The organism is Paraburkholderia sp. JPY419 (genome assembly GCF_050435705.1).
Lineage (GTDB): Bacteria > Pseudomonadota > Gammaproteobacteria > Burkholderiales > Burkholderiaceae > Paraburkholderia > Paraburkholderia youngii.
The window spans coordinates 121,215-139,648 of the sequence record NZ_JBNDKV010000002.1; the positions used below are offsets into that span (position 1 = coordinate 121,215).

At 65.1% G+C, this 18,434-nt stretch carries 16 protein-coding genes; 3 read left to right on the forward strand and 13 right to left on the reverse strand.

Features of this window, described 5'->3' with window-relative positions; all coding sequences use genetic code 11:
* Positions 1–3: 3 nt before the first annotated feature.
* From QFZ91_RS06755 to gmd, 3 genes are read left to right on the forward strand one after another with little or no spacing between them, the layout of a single operon-like run.
* Positions 4–1,086, forward strand: a complete 1,083-nt coding sequence (locus tag QFZ91_RS06755) for an acyltransferase family protein (protein ID WP_429566746.1) — start codon at positions 4–6, stop codon at positions 1,084–1,086.
* Positions 1,083–1,832, forward strand: coding sequence for an SGNH/GDSL hydrolase family protein (locus QFZ91_RS06760; RefSeq protein WP_429566747.1), 750 nt, complete (start codon positions 1,083–1,085; stop codon positions 1,830–1,832). The genes QFZ91_RS06755 and QFZ91_RS06760 overlap by 4 nt, the downstream gene beginning before the upstream one ends.
* Before the next feature lie 56 nt (positions 1,833–1,888).
* Positions 1,889–2,932 (forward strand): GDP-mannose 4,6-dehydratase, encoded by a 1,044-nt coding sequence (gmd, locus tag QFZ91_RS06765; RefSeq protein WP_429566748.1) that lies wholly within the window; start codon positions 1,889–1,891, stop codon positions 2,930–2,932.
* Positions 2,933–2,973: 41 nt separating this feature from the next.
* Here the strand turns inward: gmd and QFZ91_RS06770 are convergent, their stop codons facing one another.
* The 13 genes from QFZ91_RS06770 to QFZ91_RS06830 form a co-directional block, all read right to left on the reverse strand.
* Positions 2,974–3,339, reverse strand: coding sequence for a response regulator (locus QFZ91_RS06770; protein WP_368717865.1), 366 nt, complete (start codon positions 3,337–3,339; stop codon positions 2,974–2,976).
* A 31-nt stretch (positions 3,340–3,370) separates the two neighbouring features.
* Positions 3,371–4,351, reverse strand: a complete 981-nt coding sequence (locus QFZ91_RS06775; RefSeq protein ID WP_429566749.1) for a chemotaxis protein CheX — start codon at positions 4,349–4,351, stop codon at positions 3,371–3,373.
* A gap of 28 nt (positions 4,352–4,379) precedes the next feature.
* Positions 4,380–4,919, reverse strand: a complete 540-nt coding sequence (locus QFZ91_RS06780) for a hypothetical protein (protein WP_429566750.1) — start codon at positions 4,917–4,919, stop codon at positions 4,380–4,382.
* The gene (locus QFZ91_RS06785; protein WP_429566751.1) at positions 4,916–5,647 is read right to left on the reverse strand and encodes a methyl-accepting chemotaxis protein; all 732 of its coding nucleotides are present in this window, start codon (positions 5,645–5,647) and stop codon (positions 4,916–4,918) included. Before QFZ91_RS06785 ends, QFZ91_RS06780 begins: the two co-directional genes overlap by 4 nt.
* A gap of 37 nt (positions 5,648–5,684) precedes the next feature.
* Positions 5,685–8,063 carry an ATP-binding protein gene (locus QFZ91_RS06790; protein WP_429566752.1) on the reverse strand — a complete coding sequence of 793 codons (2,379 nt, stop codon included), beginning with the start codon at positions 8,061–8,063 and terminating at the stop codon, positions 5,685–5,687.
* A 254-nt stretch (positions 8,064–8,317) separates the two neighbouring features.
* Positions 8,318–9,484: a glycosyltransferase family 4 protein gene (locus QFZ91_RS06795; protein WP_429566753.1), complete on the reverse strand. Its 1,167-nt coding sequence runs from the start codon at positions 9,482–9,484 to the stop codon at positions 8,318–8,320.
* A gap of 70 nt (positions 9,485–9,554) precedes the next feature.
* Positions 9,555–10,784 carry a glycosyltransferase family 4 protein gene (locus QFZ91_RS06800; protein WP_176377793.1) on the reverse strand — a complete coding sequence of 410 codons (1,230 nt, stop codon included), beginning with the start codon at positions 10,782–10,784 and terminating at the stop codon, positions 9,555–9,557.
* Positions 10,781–12,283, reverse strand: a complete 1,503-nt coding sequence (locus tag QFZ91_RS06805; RefSeq protein WP_429566754.1) for a glucose-6-phosphate isomerase — start codon at positions 12,281–12,283, stop codon at positions 10,781–10,783. The genes QFZ91_RS06800 and QFZ91_RS06805 overlap by 4 nt, the downstream gene beginning before the upstream one ends.
* Before the next feature lie 3 nt (positions 12,284–12,286).
* Entirely contained in the window at positions 12,287–13,447 is a 1,161-nt protein-coding gene (locus tag QFZ91_RS06810) for a glycosyltransferase (RefSeq protein ID WP_429484658.1), read from the reverse strand.
* Entirely contained in the window at positions 13,444–14,385 is a 942-nt protein-coding gene (locus tag QFZ91_RS06815; protein WP_429566755.1) for a glycosyltransferase family 2 protein, read from the reverse strand. The genes QFZ91_RS06810 and QFZ91_RS06815 overlap by 4 nt, the downstream gene beginning before the upstream one ends.
* 56 nt (positions 14,386–14,441) lie before the next feature.
* Positions 14,442–16,640, reverse strand: coding sequence for a polysaccharide biosynthesis tyrosine autokinase (locus QFZ91_RS06820; RefSeq protein WP_429568605.1), 2,199 nt, complete (start codon positions 16,638–16,640; stop codon positions 14,442–14,444).
* Between the two features lie 136 nt (positions 16,641–16,776).
* Positions 16,777–17,997 carry a polysaccharide biosynthesis/export family protein gene (locus QFZ91_RS06825; protein WP_429566756.1) on the reverse strand — a complete coding sequence of 407 codons (1,221 nt, stop codon included), beginning with the start codon at positions 17,995–17,997 and terminating at the stop codon, positions 16,777–16,779.
* Positions 17,976–18,431: an exopolysaccharide biosynthesis protein gene (locus QFZ91_RS06830; protein ID WP_018431976.1), complete on the reverse strand. Its 456-nt coding sequence runs from the start codon at positions 18,429–18,431 to the stop codon at positions 17,976–17,978. The genes QFZ91_RS06825 and QFZ91_RS06830 overlap by 22 nt, the downstream gene beginning before the upstream one ends.
* Between the last annotated feature and the right edge of the window lie 3 nt (positions 18,432–18,434).

An 18,434-nucleotide genomic window follows, 5' to 3' on the forward strand; every position in this document is an offset into this window, starting at 1 on the left:
TTCATGACAGCCAGCGCATTGCCCCTCGCGCCCTCCCATTCCCGCATCGTGCAACTCGACGGTCTGCGTGCGATCGCCGTGCTCGCGGTGTTCGCGCAGCACGCGCTGAAAGCGCCGCTATGGATGGGCGTCGATCTGTTTTTCGTTTTGAGCGGCTTTCTCATCAGCGGCATCCTGCTCGATCGCAAGTCGCGTCAGCAGTCGTATTTCAGCTATTTCTATGCGCGGCGCGCGCGCCGCATCCTGCCGCCGTACCTGCTGCTGATGGCCGTGTCGTCGGTGCTGTTCGGCCTCGCGTGGGCACAGCACTGGTACTGGTACGCGTTTTTCGCGACCAATATCGGCGATGCGCTCAATCAAAGCGGTCACGAAAGCCTCAACGTGCTGTGGTCGCTCGCGGTCGAAGAGCAGTTCTACATCTTCTGGCCGTTCGTGATCCTGCTCGTACCCGAGCGTCTGCTCGGCGGCGTGGCGGCGGCGCTGATCGTGCTGGTGCCGCTGCTGCGCGCGCTTGCGACGCCGTGGTTCGATTCGTTCTGGCCGATCTATTACCTGACGCCGTTCCGCATGGATCTGCTCGCGGCCGGCGCGCTGCTCGCGGTGGCCGTGCGGCGTGATCGCAATGCGCTCGAACCGTACAAGGGACTCGCGGTGCTCGGCGCGCTCGCCGCTCTCGCGGTGCTGGCATGGCTGCATCTGCACTTCCCGCGTTTTCGCGCGGCGAACACGCCGTTGTCGAATGCGGGGCTCTATAGCGTGTCGCTGGTGCTTTGCACGTCGATCGTGGTGATCGCACTGCAGAGCAAGGGCATCGTCAAGCGGCTGTTGTGCAACCCCGTGCTCGTTTATATCGGCACGATCAGCTACACGATCTATCTGATCCACCTGAGCGTGCTGTACATGGTGTGGCCGCTGCATCTGAATCGCTATCTGAGCGCCGTGATCGCGCTCGCGATCACGCTCGTGTACGCGAGCATCACATGGTTCGCGTTCGAGAAGCGCCTGATTTTCGCCACGCGCGGCACGAGAGCGACGGCGACTGCCGGCGCCAGCGTTGCGCGGCAAGCACCGCAAAGCCGCGCATGAACCGCCTGGCCGTTGTTGCTGCCCACGTGCTGGGCGTCGTGTCGGCGCTGACGTTACTCGCGCCGACAACGAGCGCGGCCGTGGACGAGCCGCCAACGTCATCGCCGTCGCAAGTGCTGATCGACGCGTACGGCGATTCGACCACGCTCGGCATCACCTGCAGCGATGGCCACTGCGGCCCGCAAGCGCGCAATGCCGCCACGTATCTGCAGCAGGCGTTGCAGGCGCATGACGGCGAGCGCGTGCGCGTCACGAACTACGGCGTCGGCGGCACGATGGCCTGGCAGTTGCGCGACGGCACCGGAAATCGCCGCGCGGGACCGACGGCGGGCCTGCCGTGGCGCGAACGTCTCGCCGCCTCGTCCGCGCGAATCGTGCTGATCAACTACGGCATCAACGAAGTGATGCAAAACCAGACGCCCGAGCAGTTCTACTCGGCCGAAACATCGCTTGTGCAAACGGCGCGAGCACTCGGCAAGCAGCCTGTTTTGCAGACCTCGAACCCGATGCCCGATAACCGGCTCAACGCGAAGCTGGCGACGATGGTCGCGATGACGCGACGCGTGGCCGCCGAACAGCGGGTGCCGCTCGTCGATCAATACGCGTATGTCAGCGGCCTGCCCGACTGGAAATCGCTGATGTCGGACGGCGCGCATCCGAAACCGGAGTTGTACCGGCTGAAGGCCGAACAGGACTATCGAGTCGTCGAACCGTTGGTGCGGCGACTGCTGGACGAAACACATTGAGCCACGCTTTTACGCGCGTTCCGTTCTTTTTTCATTCACAAACTAGAAGGCAAGCTATGAGCCAACCACGCAAAGCGATCATCACCGGCGTATCCGGACAGGACGGCGCCTATCTGACCAAGCTGCTGCTCGACAAGGGCTATCACGTGACCGGCACCTACCGGCGCACGAGTTCGGTCAACTTCTGGCGCATGCGTGAGCTTGGCGTGCTCGATCATCCGAATCTGCGTCTGGTCGAACACGACCTCACCGACCTCGGCTCGACGCTGCGTCTGCTCGACGGCACCCAGGCCGACGAGTTGTACAACCTCGCCGCGCAGAGCTTCGTCGGCGTGTCGTTCGACCAGCCGGTGACCACCGCCGAAGTGACCGGTGTCGGCGCGCTGAATCTGCTCGAAGGCCTGCGTATCCTGAGCCCGAAGACGCGCTTCTACCAGGCGTCTACCTCCGAGATGTTCGGCCTCGTGCAGGCCGTGCCGCAGCGCGAAAGCACGCCGTTTTACCCGCGCAGCCCGTATGGCGTCGCGAAGCTGTTCGCGCACTGGTCGACGATCAACTATCGCGAGTCGTACGACCTGTTCGCAAGCAGCGGCATTCTGTTCAATCACGAATCGCCGCTACGTGGCCGCGAATTCGTCACGCGCAAGATCACCGACACGGTCGCGAAGATCAAGCTCGGCAAGCAGGACGTGCTCGAACTCGGCAACCTGAGCGCGCAGCGCGACTGGGGCTTTGCGCTCGAATACGTCGAGGGCATGTGGCGCATGTTGCAGGCCGACGCTCCGGACACCTTCGTGCTCGCGACCGGTCGCACCGAAACGGTTCGCGATTTCGTGCGCATGGCGTTCACGGCGGCCGGCTTCCAGCTGGAATGGTCGGGCAAGGACGAGCGCGAGACCGGCATCGATGTCGCAACCGGCAAGACGCTCGTGCGCGTGAACCCGAAGTTCTATCGGCCGGCCGAAGTGGACCTGCTGATCGGCTGCGCGGACAAGGCGCGCGACACGCTCGGCTGGCAACCGCAAACCTCCCTCGAACAGCTGTGCCAGATGATGGTGCAGGCGGACATCGCACGCAACGAGCACCACGAGACGTTCTAACACGGCATCCGTGTGCGGCGGGTTCGCCGCACACTATTGCGTCAACCCGCCAGTTTGCGGAACGTCTCCAGCACCGCATCGCCCTTGAACGGCTTGACGATCCAGCCCTTCACGCCGGCGGCCTTGCCGCGCTCCTTCATTGCTGGGCTGCTTTCGGTCGTCAGCATGATCACGTTGACGGTCTTGTTCGCGAGTTCGCCGCGAATTTTTTCGACCATCGTCAGGCCGTCCATGTTCGGCATGTTCACATCGCTGACGATCAGGCGGATATTCGAATCCGTCTTCAGCTTCGTAAGACCATCCTTGCCGTCGATGGCGGTCGCGACGTCCAGACCGTTTTTCGCCAGAAAGCCCGCCACTTCTTCGCGTACCGTGCTCGAATCGTCCACCACCAGAATCTTTGCCATAGCCATTCCCTTGCGTCACCGACGCGTAGTATCAAAACAGATCCAGTTCGCCGGACTCGACCAGATCGTCGACATCCACCGTGTTTTCAGAAAAATCTTCGGGTGACCAGTTCAGGTTGAAAACGAAGCGCTGGTCGATCGACACCGATTGTCCGCTCGCCGCGTGGCTCCATCGGTATTGAAACCGCAACTGCGGATTGTCCGAGCCGAACGAGATATAGCGGTGCTGGTGATTGACGAGCAGAGGCACCTGCACCTGGCTCGCTTCGCGAGCGTTCCGCGCAGCGAGGAACCGGTCCTTGAACGCGCCCCAGATCAGATTCGTCAATTCGCCGAGCACGTTGTTCAGATCGCGAAAGCCCGGTTGCGCCGCGCCCATGCCGGGGTCGCGTGCGGCGCGATCGCGCTCGATCATGCCGAGCAGCGGTTCCTCTTCGGCCTGCATCAACATATAGCCGCGGCACCAGGTGCCTTCGAGCGGAATCAGGCTGAACACCTCGCCGAAGATGATGCGATCGCGTACGACGCTCGGCGTGTCGCGTTGCACGGTGACGCCGTCGAACAGCGTGGCGAGCCGCGCTTCCGTAATCTCGGCGATGCCGCGCACGAGCGCATTCGGGAAGTCGAGGCTGAAGATGTATTGATCGACGGCTTCACGCAGCGCCGTCAGATCGGCGCCATAGAAATGCGCGCATGCCGCGTTCTTCAACGGCTTCGGAAGCTGTTCGAGGGGCAAGTTGCCGCTCGAACGCAGGATCACCGGCAGTTCGGGGCGCAACGTATTGATCCGCCCGGCGGTCGTCGCCGCCTGTTCGACCGATCCACCGTAGTTGTCCGCCAGCAGAACGCCGCCGAGATCGATATTGGTGGCGAGAACCGAGCCGAGGCGGCTGCTGTCGCGCACCTTCAGTGCAATCAGGTTGTGCTCGTCGAAAAAGAGCTTCAGCGCTTGCGCGTGTGCCGGACAGTCGTCGAGCACGAGCACCTTGCTGACGGGCTTGCTGGTATTCATCGTGTTTCAGTCTGCGAATGCAGTGTTGCTAGAAAAGTTCGAGTTCGCCAGCGGCCTCGTCAGCCGCCGCGAGTTCAGCCTTGAAATCGAGTGGCGCCTGCGCGCATATGCATAACGTCACGCCCAGCCGGGCCGCAGCGCCGATCTTCAGCTCGTACGCCCACACGTGATCGGGCCGCAACTCGTCCAGATACTCGATACAGCGGCTGTTCAATTCATACGGAGTCGACATGCCGAGATCGGGGAAATGCTCGACCAGTTGCTGGTTCATGTAGCCGCAGCACAGGTTGCCGAGTTCCATCAGCGTTTCGGACAGCGAACGCGTCGTGTCGCCGCTCGCGTAGTACGCGCGCGTTGCTTCGTCCTTGCTGAAATGCAGCACGAACAGCAGACGAAAACCGATCGACGCGATCGTCAGCGCCATCGCGCAAGGTCCGGGCGGATGATCGCGATCCCACCTCGGCACCGCGCTGATCTCGCACGCATCACCCGGTGTCGCGGGCAATCTCGCGCGAGCCGCGTGACAGAAGATGTCCGCGATGCTTTGCAACGCCTGATCGGTAATCACGCTGCGGCCTGCTCGAGCCTGGATTGAAACTGGGTCGCCAGCGCTTCGACGCCGCCGAGCGACGCCGTGATCATCTTGCCGCCGGCCTGGATGTCCTGGAACGTCGCCGCGGTCGTCAGATCGTTGCGATGCAGACTGTCCTGATAGCTCTTCGACAGTTCCTGCGAGCGCGACGCGAGCGAGCGCACTTCGCCCGCGACGATCGAAAAGCCGCGACCCGCGGTGCCGGCGCGCGCCGCTTCGATCGACGCATTCAGCGAAACGATCAGCACGTGCTGCACGATCGACGACAGCTCCTGGTTCTTTTTGTGCATGTCGCGGTTCTGCGACATCAGCGAAATCATCTGCTCGTGCCAGCGCTCGAACGTGATCGTCAGCGTCTTCAGTCGGGCGGCCTCGTGCGCGATCCGCGTCGCATGCTGCAGCCATTCGTCGCTTCGCGTGCTCGCGGCGTCGAGGCTCGCCTGCAATGATTCGCGATTCCGCTCGCCCTGCTCGGCCTGCGCGCGCAGATCGGCGAGCATCGTCTCCAGGGCGGCGCGCTCGCCGTTGGCCCGCTCACCGGCCTGGAGCGCTGCGTCGAGTTGCTGTTCGAGGGCTTGCCGCGCGAGCGTGTCGACACGCTGCGTTTCCGCACTGGCGCGAAGCCCCCGACGATAATAAATTCCCGTCGCGAGCGCGCAGACGATACCGCCAACGCCTGCGGCCACAAGATAACTTTCAAACACAACCTGCTCCCATCGCTTCGTTCAATCGATCAGGCGATCAGCCTGCTACCGCATCCGCGTCACGCTCGCGCGCTGCATCGGTGGACGCATCGAGACTGTCGACCGCCCAGTCCTCGGGGAACGACACGACGGTCTGGAAGCGGCGATAGTCGGCGCCGCGACGATCGTCGGTGAAACGCAATTCGATGCGGCCATGCTCGCGCCGCACGAAATCGCGCACCGCATCCATGCCGACGCCGCGGCCCGAAATCTCGCTGACGCTCTGCGCGGTCGAAAAGCCGGAACGGAAGATCAGCTCGGCAATCGCTTCGTCGCTGAGCACGGCATCGGCGTCGATCCAGCCGCGTTCGATCGCCGCGGCACGGATCTTTGCGAGCGCGAGACCCCGGCCGTCGTCGCTGATGGTGATCTGCAGCGCGTGATGGTCGACGCCCACTTCCAACTCGATGACGCCGGCCGCGTCCTTGCCGTTCGCGATACGCTCGGCGGCGGGCTCGATGCCGTGATCGACCGAATTGCGCAGCAGGTGCGTGAACACATTACGCAGCGTATTGCTCACCTCGCTGCGCACGCGATAACCGTTGTTGTCGATGCTGACGACTGGCGCTTCCTTGCCGAGTTCGGCCGCCAGAGACGGCAGCGATTCGAGCACGCCCGCGAGCGCTTCGTAGATCGATTCGGTGCCCAACAGGCGCAGCTCACGCTGCAACGATTCGCGCATCGACACGAGTGCGTCCCGGTCGGCCGGATCGGCGCTTTCGAGCAAGTCCAACTGCTTCTGGATCAATTCGCGATCGACCATCAGGTAGCGATCCACCGCGCCGTTCTGGCCCGGGCCCTTGCGGCCGAGGCTCACTTCGTTGATCGTCGCGTAGGTTTCGAGCGCGGCCTTCACGCGCTGCAGATCGTCGATCAGAAGCTGCTGGTCCCACGCTTCGCCGCCGTCCGCGCGGCGCAATGCGTCGTACCGCTGTTCGGTTTCGTGGACGACGCCGGTCAGATGCTGAAGGCTGTAGGTGCGCGCATTGCCCTTGACGGTGTGCATGTTGCGGAACAGCTCGGCGACCGCTTCGTGACTCGGCTCGTGATGCTGACGGATGATCCGCTCGTTCTCGCTGATGAAGCCCGTCGCACTTTCGACGAAGTGATGGAACTTCTCCTGGCTCACCGCGAGAATCTCGCCGATCATTTCCAGCCGGCGCTTCTGTTCGCCGGCCTCGGCGGCGAGCGCGCGCAGTTCGGTCACGTCGCGCACGCACAGCATCAAACGCTGCACGACGTCGTGTTCGTCGGTGATCGCCGACCAGCTCAGGTCGAGCGTCTTCACGCGGCCATCGGCCATCGGCTTGGCGATCTCGTTGACGAGCAGGTGCTGATTGAACTCGAAGTTCATGCTGTCTTCACCGATACATGCGTGCAGCGCCGCTTCGATCTGCGCGAGCTCATCGCTGTTGATACCGGTGCCGCCGAACACGAGGTCGAGCAGCGGACGGCCCGCAATCTCGCGAGTCTCGAAGATGGCCTCGAGATACGCAGAGTATTCCGGATGCACGATCACGCCTTCGACCACAGTCAGAATCCCCTGCTGCATGTTTTGCAGCATCGCCTGGATATCGGCGGTCTTCTGCTTCAACTGCAGCGAGCTTTGCTGGATCTTCTCGATCATGCCGTTGAACGCGACGATCGAATGACCGATCTCGTCCATCCGGCCGACCGGCACGCGGCGCGTGAAGTCCTGGCTTGCCGCGATCTCGCTCATCTCCACCTGCATGCGGCTCAGCGGCCGGGTGATCTGCCGATACAGCAGCGCGCTGATCAGCAGCAGCACGACGATGGCCGCGCCGGTCGCGGCGCCGATCGCCGTCGTCGTGGTGGCGAGCGCGCTGTTCAGGTCGTCGATCGCGGCGTCTTTCTGACGGTTCTTCTCGATTCGCAGCGTCTCGACGATGCCTTCGAGCTCATCGCGGTATTGCGCGACGTTCGCGAACAGATACGCCTGCGCCAGTTCGTTCTTGCCGTCGGCCTTCATCCTCGCGGTGTCGTTGACCGCGTTGAAATAGTTGGCGAGGCTGTCGCGCGCCTGACTCACGAGCCCGGTTTGGGCCTGACCTTGCGCGGCCTTCGCCTGCACGTCGAGCGCCGCGTGCAGCGACGCTTCCTTGCTCTTCAGCAGGTCTCGCGCCTGCGAGACCATGTTCTCGTCAGGCGCATAGACGAGCGTCATCATCGCGAGCTGCACGTCCTTGAGCTGCGACACGAGGTCGGCCGACGCGAGCGCGCTCGGCACGACCCCCTGGGTCACCTGCCTGACGTTGGCGGCGCTGTTGCGAGTCTGAAGCACAGCGTATCCACCAATGGCGGATAGCGCGACGAGCATCAGAATGACGAGTAGCGTGATGCGGTGACGGATGGTCATCTGAGAATCCCCGAGGTCTGAAAATACAAGGTCCACGCATTGAGCGGGACGCCCGCGTGTTTTTGTACTTTCGGGCGCGGGGATTATCGTCGCGGATGTGTGACGTCAACGTGACGAAGTCGACGCCGGACCACACGTTTTGGGGTTTTGAAAAATAAGGTCGAAAAATTCGTGAATCAGGGCTGATCCGGGCTCAAGTTCGACAGAAAAATGCCGTTATTTTTGGCCTATTTTTTTCGCTAGCCCACAGCGCTTCAATGCAGTGCGTCCGCCGCGATCGCTTCGGCATACACCGCCGCGACCCGCTTCGCGATCACTGCGTTATCGAAGTGCTCGCGCGCATAGCGGCGGCATGCATCCTCATCGGGCAGCTTTAGCGTGCCGTTGAACGCGCCGGCGAGACCCGCGGCGATCGCCGCTGCGCCGGTCTCCGGCAACACCAGATCCGGCGACAAGCCCGCCACCGCCTCCGGCAATCCGCCGACCGGCGTCACCAGCACCGGCGTGCCCGACGCAAGCGATTCAACCGTGATGAGCCCGAAGCCTTCCAGCGCGACAGTCGGCACGACGCTGAGATTGGCCGCGCGATACAGTGCCGCCAGATGCTGATCGGGCACGAAGCCGAGCAGCTTCACGTTGTGTTCGAGCCCCGCGTCGTCGATGCGAGCCTGAAGCTCGCTTTCGAGCCGCCCCTTGCCGGCGATCAGCAGCAGCAAGTCGGGCGCGCTGCGTTTCACCAGCTTCACCGCATCGATCAGATCTTCGAGGCCCATGCGCCGCACCAGCCGTCGCACCGCCAGCACGATCGGCCGATCCTGCGGCAATTGCAGACGCAGACGCGCTTCGGCCTGCGTGATCGGCAGATTGAACTGCTCGACGTCGACGCAGCCCGGCACCACGCGCACGCGCTCCGGCGAGATGCCGTAGCGCGTCGTCAGGATCTTGCCGAACGCGTCCGACAGAACGATCAGCCGCGACGAACGCGCGTACACCGACTGCTCCAGATAACGCTTCGCGCGCTGGCCGAGCGAATCGGCGCCTTCGACGTGGCTCTCGTCGGCCCACGGCCCCTGAAAATGCGACACCTGCGGAATGCCGCGCGTCACGTCGAGGCCCGGAAACGTATAGAGCGCGAAGTGCGATGAAATCACGTCGGGCCGCGACCTGCGGATCTCCTGGCGCAACGCGCGGCGTGCCGCCATCAGCCGCAACGGCAGCGATTGCGCGGCGGAGCCGAAACCGTTGATCGCGCCACCGGTATCGGCCGCGACTTTCGGCGAGCCGGCGACGACGCCGCGCACCGCGACGCCCGCGCCCGGCAGCGCGCCGACCAGCGAGTAGTACATGCGGTCGAGGCCGCCCGCGCGTTCGGGAAACCAGTGCATCCCGATCTGCAGTGATTTGATTGAGCCAGTCGTCATGATGGTGTGCCCCTGTGTGTTGCTTGCGGTGAGTTGCTATGCCGTTGCGTCGATGGCGCGGCTCGCGCGTTCATTCCACGCTCTTCTGTCCGGCAAGTTGATTCAGTGTCAACGCATCGTTCTGCGCGACGACCGTCGCCTCCGTCCGGCTGCGCCGGCGGTTGTCCTGCTGCCCGGCCAGTTGCCGGTACAGCGCGATGTATTGCGCGGCCATGCGCGCCCAGCCGAAGCCGGTTGCGAGCTCGCTCGCGGCCTGGCCCATCGCGCGGCGCGCGGTGTCGTCACCGGCGAGTTGCGCGACTGCGCGAGCGAGCGCCTGCGGGTCGTCCGGATCGTCGAGCACGATGCCGCACTCCGGCGTGATGATCTCGGCGCCGCCCGCGGTGCGCGCGGTCACGACGGGCAGGCCCGCCGCCATCGCTTCGAGCAGCGACAGACTCATCGCCTCGTAGCGCGATGGAAACACGAACGCGTCGACCGAATGCATCAGCACCGGCATCTCCTTCACGAGCCCGAGAAAATGCACCCGATGCGCGATGCCGAGCGCCTTCGCTTGTTCCGGATACGGGCTGCCCGGCAGAAAGCCGGCCACCGCGATCTGCACGTGCTCGGGCAGATGCTTCAATGCGGCGAGCACGGTGCCGAGATTCTTGCGCGGGGTGCGCAGATCGCCGACGAACAGCAGCAGGAACGCATCGTCCGGCAACCGAAACTTTGCGCGATCGCCGCTCGCCGCCGCGAAGCCTTGCGTGTCGACGCCGTTGTAGATCACGTCCACGCGGTTGCGCGGCGTGAGGCCGATCGCGCGGATTTCGTCGGCGACCTTCTGCGACACCGCGGTGATCACCTTCGAGCGCCGGTACGCCCAGCGTTCGAGCAGCGCATTGCAGCGCGTATAGACCGACTGGTACGCGGACCACACGCCCTTCGTCAAACCGAACGGGTAGTACTTGCTCGCGAACCAGCCGCTATGCACGAAATGCGAGGTATTGACGTCGGCGCGCATCCACGTGATGAAGCCGTTCACGTGCAGCACGTCGTAGTCGCGCCGATGCGCGCGCAGCCATAGCGCGCTCTTGAGAGCGAACACCTGCTGGCGCAGCAGATTGGTCGGCCACCAGCGGCCGATCTTCACCGGCGCCCAGCGCACGTTCGGATGCGCGAGCAGTTCGGGCGCCACGTGCGACGCGACCAGCGTCACGCGGATGTTCTCGTCGAGCGCCGCGCGCGCGATCTCGTGATTGACGCGCCCCTGGCCGTCGTTATGACGCACTACGTGCGTGACTATGGCGACTCTCAATCCGTGCCTCCGTGGAGAAATAGCGTGCGTGCGCGGTTCATTTTTTCGTAGTGAACCGCGGAAAGAATCGAAAAAGCGCCCATGAAAAGCAGCAGGCCGCCGGTGCCGACCAGCGAGTTCGTGAACACCAGCATCGCGAAGGTCGCCAGACACAGGCTCAGGCACGCGGAGACGAACTTGTCGTCGCGCAGCCTGAACGACGCGAGCACCGCGCGGGTCAGCAGCCACACGATGCCGGACATGTACAGCAAGGTGCCGGGCCAGCCGAGCACGAACGGAATGTTCATCACGCCGCTGTCGAAGTTGCCGTACTGGCCGAGCTGGCCGCCGTCGTTGGAGAGCTTCGTGGAGGTGCCGGTCGCGCCCATGCCCTCGCCCGACACGTCGGTAAACGCGGTCTTCGCGAAGGTCGCGTAGAACTCGTTACGCGCCGCGTAGCTCTGGTCGTCGTGCAGGTTGACGATCGTGTTCAGGCGCGCCTGCATCCGTTCGGCCACCGGACCGACCGCTAGCAACGGCACGCAGAAGCCGGCGAGCAGCACCGCGCTCGCGACGATGCGCACGCGCACCTTGTTGTTCGACTTCACCAACTGGATCAGGAGTGCGATGACCCAGCCGCCCCACGTCGAGCGCACGAGGCTCAACGCGAACGAGAAGAAGCCGAGCCCGGCGGCGATCCAGCGCACGCGGTGCTGCGCGGCCATCACGAAGACCATCGCGCCCATCATCGCGAACGCGAACGGGCCCGACGAATTCATCGTGCTGAACACGCGCACGCCCATCGGCACCGGGTCGCCCTGCGAGTTCATCTGCGAGCCGAGCATCCACAGCGCGTCCCACGGCGGCATGATGAAGAACTGGATCAGGCCGTAGCCGCCCATCACCAGCATGCCCCAGATGAACGTGCCCACGATCGTGTCGCGGTACTGCGGATACTGGCGCGTGTGCGCCATGATGTGAAAGCCGATCAGGATCGGATAGAGCCAGTTCGCGAGGTCGTAGGTGGCCGCAAGCGGCCCGCTCGACATCACGCCGATCAGGAACGCGTAGACGAGGCCGAGCAGGATCAGCAGCACCGGCAACCCACGGCGCTGCGCGAGCAGCCGGTAGTAGCGCAGCAGCGACAGGCCGCTGATCATCGTCACGGCGAGCGGCGCGACCTGGATCAGGCTGGTCGGCGTGAACGCGCCTTTCGACCAGTCCGCGAGACGCCGCACTTCGGGGCTCAGGAACCACAGCCACCACATGAAGCCGATATAGCGCGCCGGGCTCTTGAAGTAGAGCCACAGGCCCGTGAGGATCGCGAGCACCGGAAACGCGAGCGTCAGCACCGTGCCCTGATGCGCGACGATCAGCACCGCGGTGATCAGCCACAGCAACAGCGGCGGCAGCCATTCTCGCGCTGCGCCGGACAGCAGCCCGCTCACATTGGTTTGCGCGGCGCCGGCGTTGCCCGCGCCGGCCGGCGGCAATGGGTTCGCGCGCGGAATCGTCGACATCGCCTAGAGGCCTCCGCGCGATTCGCGCGCAGGTGCGGCGCGTTGCTCGTGCCTGGCCGCGGCCGCGTGCGCGCTCGCCTGCCCGCGCGCGCTCAGCATCTCGCGCGTGATCCGCACGTGCTGCATCGCGTAGTGCTCGGTGGTCAGATCGCGCGCGAGCAGACCGGCCGCGGCTGCCTGCGCCTGGCGCAGCGCCTCGGCGGGGTCGGCGGCGAGCCCGTCGACCGCGGCGCGCAGCGCCTCTGGAATGAACGGCGGCACGTAGGCGGCTTCGTCGGCGGGAAAATAGTCGCGCAGTGCGCCGACGTCGGTCGCGACCATCGGCTTGCCGACCGCCGCCGCTTCGAGCATCACGGTGATGCCCGATGCGTGCGAGTTCGGTCGCAACGGCACGACGATCACGTCGGCCCAGTCGTACAGCTCGTGCTGCTTCTTGATGCCGGAGAACAGCGCGATCTCGACATTCGACGCGCGCAGCGACGCGGGAATACGCCGCCGCGTCGCGAGCTTCACCGAATAGCGCGAATCGTTGCCGAACGCCTTGATCAGCGTCTCCCAGTCACGGTCGCGATCGTTGCCGATCGCCGCGATGCGCAGCGGCGTGCGCGGCGTCCACTGCGTCGGCGCATTGACCGGAAAGTCGCGCGTGTTCAGGCCGTACAGCAGCGGCGTCGCGTCGCGGCGGAAGTAGTCCTGGCATAGCTCGGCGTTTTCGCTCGCAAGCGTGGTCAGCCGATCGGCGCGCGTCATCAGCTTGCGATACAGCCAGCTGCGCACGATGCCGTACGACGGCCACTTGTCGAGCAGCCACACGCTTTGCGCGAGCAGCAGCGGCGACGCGCCGGGCCCCGCCTTGCGGCCGCACAGCAGCAGCATCAGCGCGGCGGACAGCCATTCCTGCTCGGTATGCGTCCAGATCACGTCCGAGCGCAGCATCTCGGCGCGATTGCGCCACGTATGGATGAAATCGAAGCCGAGCGCGGCCTTCAGCGCGCGACGCACGAGCCGTACGGGCCGGCTTTCGCGCGCGTCTTGCGAATAGGTCAGCGCGAATGCTTCGGACTCCGCGTGGTGATAACCGTACAGACAGCCGATATCGTCGCCCTTGCGATAAAAGCGCGGATCGGCGCCGTAGAACAGATGAACATGAACCTTGGTACTCATGCGGACACTCCGCTCTTCGACAGCGCGCGCCGCGCTTCGTGGGCGCCCGCGCGCACCTCGCGCCAGCGCGACAGCTGCAACTGCGCCTGCTTCGACAGCAGCGCGAGCGCCGCATGCGTGAGGCCCGGATAAAGCCGTGTGCCGACCAGCGTCCACCACCACCACGCGGCTTCGCGGCGCAGCGGCGGCAACTGGTCGCGCAGGATCAGATGGAAGTTGAACGCGGCGTTGCGCAGCGCGGCCATCGTCTGCGCGTCGCGTTTGTCGTCGTCGAAACGTTCGGCGGGGAAATGATCGACGGCGACCTGCGGATCGTAGACGAGCTTCCAGCCCGCGTTCTTTACCGCGAGGCTGAACGCCATGTCGTTGTGCACCTGCGCGCCCGCGCCGCGCAGACGCGCGTCGAAGCGGATCGTGCGCACCGCGTCGCGCCGGTAGCTCATGTTGGCGCCCTTCAGGATGTCGACTTCGCGTGCGGCACCGACCCCCAGGTGATGATTGCCGATGATCTTGCCGTGCGCGGTCACCTTGCCGACCAGCGGCCGCTCGCCGTCGAGCACGCGGCCTTTTTCGTGCACCCAGTCGCGCCCGCCCAAGGCGCCCAGGCGCGCATCGGCTTCGAACGCGGCGGCGATGCGCTCGACCCAGTCTCGGCGCGGCGCGGCGTCGTCGTCAGTGATCGCGATCACGTCGCCGCTGGCGGCATCGAGCCCGCGATTGAGCGCCGCGACCTGGCCGGGTATGTCCACCGGCGCAATCACCAGCGGCAGGCGGCCGCGCGTGGACGGATCGCGCAGGCATGCATGGGTCGCGTCGTCGTCGACGCGTGCGACCACGATCACTTCGTCGGGCGCGCGCGATTGCCGCTCGAGCGCCGCGAGGCAGCGCGCGAGATCGGCCGGGCGGCGATAAGTCGGTACCAGTACCGTCAGTTTCATCGTGATGTCCTCGGTTCCTGTTGTGCAGAAGTCGGCGCTTGATTACGCTGCGCGCCTCACGTGCTCAGGTATTCCTGGGTCGCCGCGTAGCCGCGGTCGTAGCCGACCCGCGAGCGCGCCGGCATGCCGTTGAAGATGCCGCCCTGCACGTGCACACCGGCCGCGCGCAGGCGCTTCAGCGCGTCGGCCAGCTCGAGCTCGCTGTGCATGCCCGAGCGCATCACGAAGAACGTCGAGCCCGCATACGCGCCGATGATCGATGCATCGGTCACCGCGAGCACCGGCGGCGTGTCGATCAGGATCACGTCGTAGCGCTTCGAGAGGCCGTCGAGGTACTGCGGCAAACGCGGCGACATCAGCAGCTCGGACGGATTCGGCGGACGGCGGCCGCACGAAATGAAGGCGAGGCCCTCGACGTTCGACGGGCGGATCGCCTCTTCCAGCGAGATCTGCCCGCTCAGCAACTCGGACAGGCCGTTCTCCTGCGCGCCGCCGATCTGACGTTCGAGCGCGCCGCGCCGCATGTCGCCGTCGATCAGCAGCACGCGCTTGCCCGAATGCGCGAGCAGCATCGCGAGGTTCACGCTGAGGAAGCTCTTGCCGACGCCGGCCATCGGACCCGTCAGCATCACGATGCGATTGCGCGCGTCCATCAGCGTGAACTGCATCGCGGTGCGCAGGCTGCGCAGACTTTCGATCGTCAGGTCCTTCGGCCGCGCATTCGCGAGCACCGGACGCAGCCGTTCGCCGCCGCGCGCATAGCTGTTTTCGAGCTGCACCTGCTCGGCGCTTTGCGGCACGAGGCCGAACACCGGCAGATGGAACGCGCGCTCGACGTGATCGGGGTCGTCGATGCCCTTGAACAGATTGCGGCGCAGGAACACGAAGCCGGTGCCCGCGATCAGCCCGAGAATCACCGCCGCCGACATGATCAGCATCTTCTTCGGCTTGACCGGCGCACCGGGGCGCAGCGCCGCGTCGACGATATGCACGTTGCCGCCCGTGCCCGCCTTTTGCACCGACAGTTCCTGCACGCGATTGAGCAGCAGCACGTAGATGTCTTCGGCGACTTTGGCGTCGCGCTGCAACTGCACGGCCTTCACTTCGGTGGCCGGCAAATCGCGGAAACGGTCCGCGTATTTGGTGCGCTGCGCCTGCAGCTCGGCCATCTGCTCGCGCGCGGCGACGAGCGTCGGATGGTCGTCGCCGTAGCGCTCGGCGAGCTGCGTCATCTGCAGCCGCAATGCGGCGATCTGCTGCTCGTACTGCACGCTGCCTTCGAGGTAGACCTTCGCCTCGTCGCTCGCGTTGATCGAGCCGGACTGACGCTGATAGGCGGTCAGCGCGGCTTCCGCGCGTTCGAGGTCGGCCTTCAGGCGCGGCTCCTCGCTCTTCAGGAAGTCGAGCATCTTGCTCGCATCGGCCTGCTTGTTCGACACGTGCTGCCGCAGATACGACTGCGCGAGCGCATTGGCGACGAGCGCCGCATGCTCCGGGCTCTTGTCCTCCAGCGAGATCTGGATCACGCCGGTCTGCTTGCCCTGCTCCTGCACCGTGATCGCCGACTGGAACGCGGTGATCGCGTCGAGATCGTTCGAGCGCACCACGGTGAACTCCTGCCCTGGGCGCGCGACGAGGGTGTTGACGACCATCGTGACGCCGCCGCCCTGCGCCTGCTGGCCGACCTCGCCGCGCAGCAGCAGCGAGCCGTTCGGCGCGAACAGCTCATAGTGCTGCGCGTCGATCACGCGCAGCAGCAGCTTCTCGCCTTCGAGCGACGGCGTCACGTCGATCGAATCGACCTCGACGTCTTCACCGCCCCACGCGTATGACGTGAGCCCCAGCCACGGGCGTGCGGGCTGGCCCGGCGTGGCGAGGCGCGCGGCGATGTTGCCGAGCAGCGGGATCGTCTTCGGCGTCACGCTGAAGTTCAGCTTCAGCTGCTGCACGACCGGGGCGACCACGCCACGGCTCTTGATGATTTCGATCTCGGCGTCGGTCGGCAGCGACGTCGAGCCGCTGGTGATCGCGGCACCGGTCTGCGTTTGCGTGAGCGCCTGCGACATGCTGTCGGACGGCTCGACGCGCACGTGCGCATCGGCCGAATAAGTCGGCTTGGCGAGGTAGCAGTACGCGAGCGCCATCGTGACGATGACCGCGGTGATCGCGAGCAGCCACCAGATGTCGTCGAGGATCACCTGCACCAGTTGTCCGAGGACGACGTCTTCTTCTTCGGTCTTGATCGGACCAGCCATGTGTGGAGAGAGTTGATTGCTCACTGTTCCATCCCGTGTCGTTGGCTTCGGCTTTCGCGTCAGCGGTACTTCTGCTTTCGTTGCGCATCCCGCGCCGCCCGGACAACAGCGGCGCGGGACGTTACAGCCCAAACGTTCAGCGCGTCAGCTGCTTCAGATAGAACAGCGTCTGCACGCTCGGCAGCACCTGCTGCAACACGCGGTTGAACGTGGTCGACGCGGCGGTGCCCACGTACACGACGTCGAGCGGCTGCAACTGGAACTGCGAAGACAACATGATCGAGTCCGGCTGCGTCATGTCGAGGCGAAACACCTCGGGCGTGGTCGGATGCTCGCGCATGCCGCGCATCACGAAGATCTGGCGCGGATTGGCGTCGGTATTGAGGATGCCGCCGCCTTGCGTGAGCGCATCGGCGATCGTCATGCGGCCGCGGATGATCGGCACCTGGGTCGGCGTCTTCACTTCGCCCATCACGAAGATGCGGCTGTCGGTGCGGTCCGGCACGTTGACCACGTCGCCGTTCTGCAGCATCACGTCCTGGCTGGTGTCGCCCTGATCGAGCATGCGATCGGCGTTGAGCACGTAGAGCTTGTGGTTGCGCGTGAGGCGCACACGCTGGATGTCGGCGTCCGGGTTGGTGCCGCCCGAGCGCGTGATCGCGTCGACCAGCGTCAGCGGCACGTCGCTGACCGCGAGCGGTCCCGGCTGCTTCACTTCGCCGGTGACCTGCACCTTCTGGCTGCGATACGACAGCACGCGCACATCGACCTGCGGATTGCGGATATAGGGCACGAGGCGCGCGGCGAGCTGATCGCGCAGCTGGGTGGTGGTCTTCCCCACGGCCTGGATGCGGCCGACGAACGGGAAAAAGATCGTGCCGTCGGCGGCGATGGTCTGGCCGTACGGATCGGCCTGGCCCGGCAGCGCGGCCGTATAAGGCTGCTGCAACGCGCCGGCGATCGTCTGCGTGGTGTTGCCGCCCGAGGACAAGGTGCTGCCCTGCGGCGTGGTCAGCTCGGGGTGATCCCACACGGTGATGCCGAGAATATCCTGCGGCGCGAGGTGGTACACGTACAGCGACGGATCGGACAGCGCCGAGGGCGGCAACGGCTGGGTTTTCTCGGCGGCGGCTTGCGCCTGCGCCATGATCAGGTTCGCGTCGATCAGATGGACCGGATAGGTTTCGCTCGGCGCCTGATCGTTGTCCTTGAGCCGCGACGTGTCGAGATAATTGCCCGGTGCGGTTGCGCAGGCCGACAGAAAAGACGTCAGCAGAAGTGAGGCGGCGAGCTTCGTGCGCAAGCTCGCGAATGAGTTTTCGATGCGGGGTTGCTTCAGCATATTTTTTTCAGCCATCCCATGACCAGATGTTCGATGAGCACGAGACTCTCCCTGTATTCGTCTTCCGCGCCGCCGTGCGGATCGGCGACGTCCGAATCGGCTTCCCACTTGCCGAGCGGATAGACCTTGCCGCGCGCGGACGGATCGAGCGCTTCGACCTTGCTCACCTGCGCGCGCTCGCTCACCAGCACGAGATCGGCCGCGCGCACGAGCGAGCGGTCGAGACGCCGCGCGTGATGGAGGCCGGCCGCGACGCCGCGCTCTTCGAGCAGGCGCCGCATCACCGGGTCCATGCCGTGGCCGTTCACCGCGCGAATGCCCGCCGAATGAAACGCGATCGGCGCGGCGCCCGGGCGCGGCGCGCGCGCCTGGCGCGCCTTGAACAGCATCTCGGCGGCGGGCGAGCGGCACACGTTGGCGTGACACACGATCAGAACGTTGGCGAACATGAC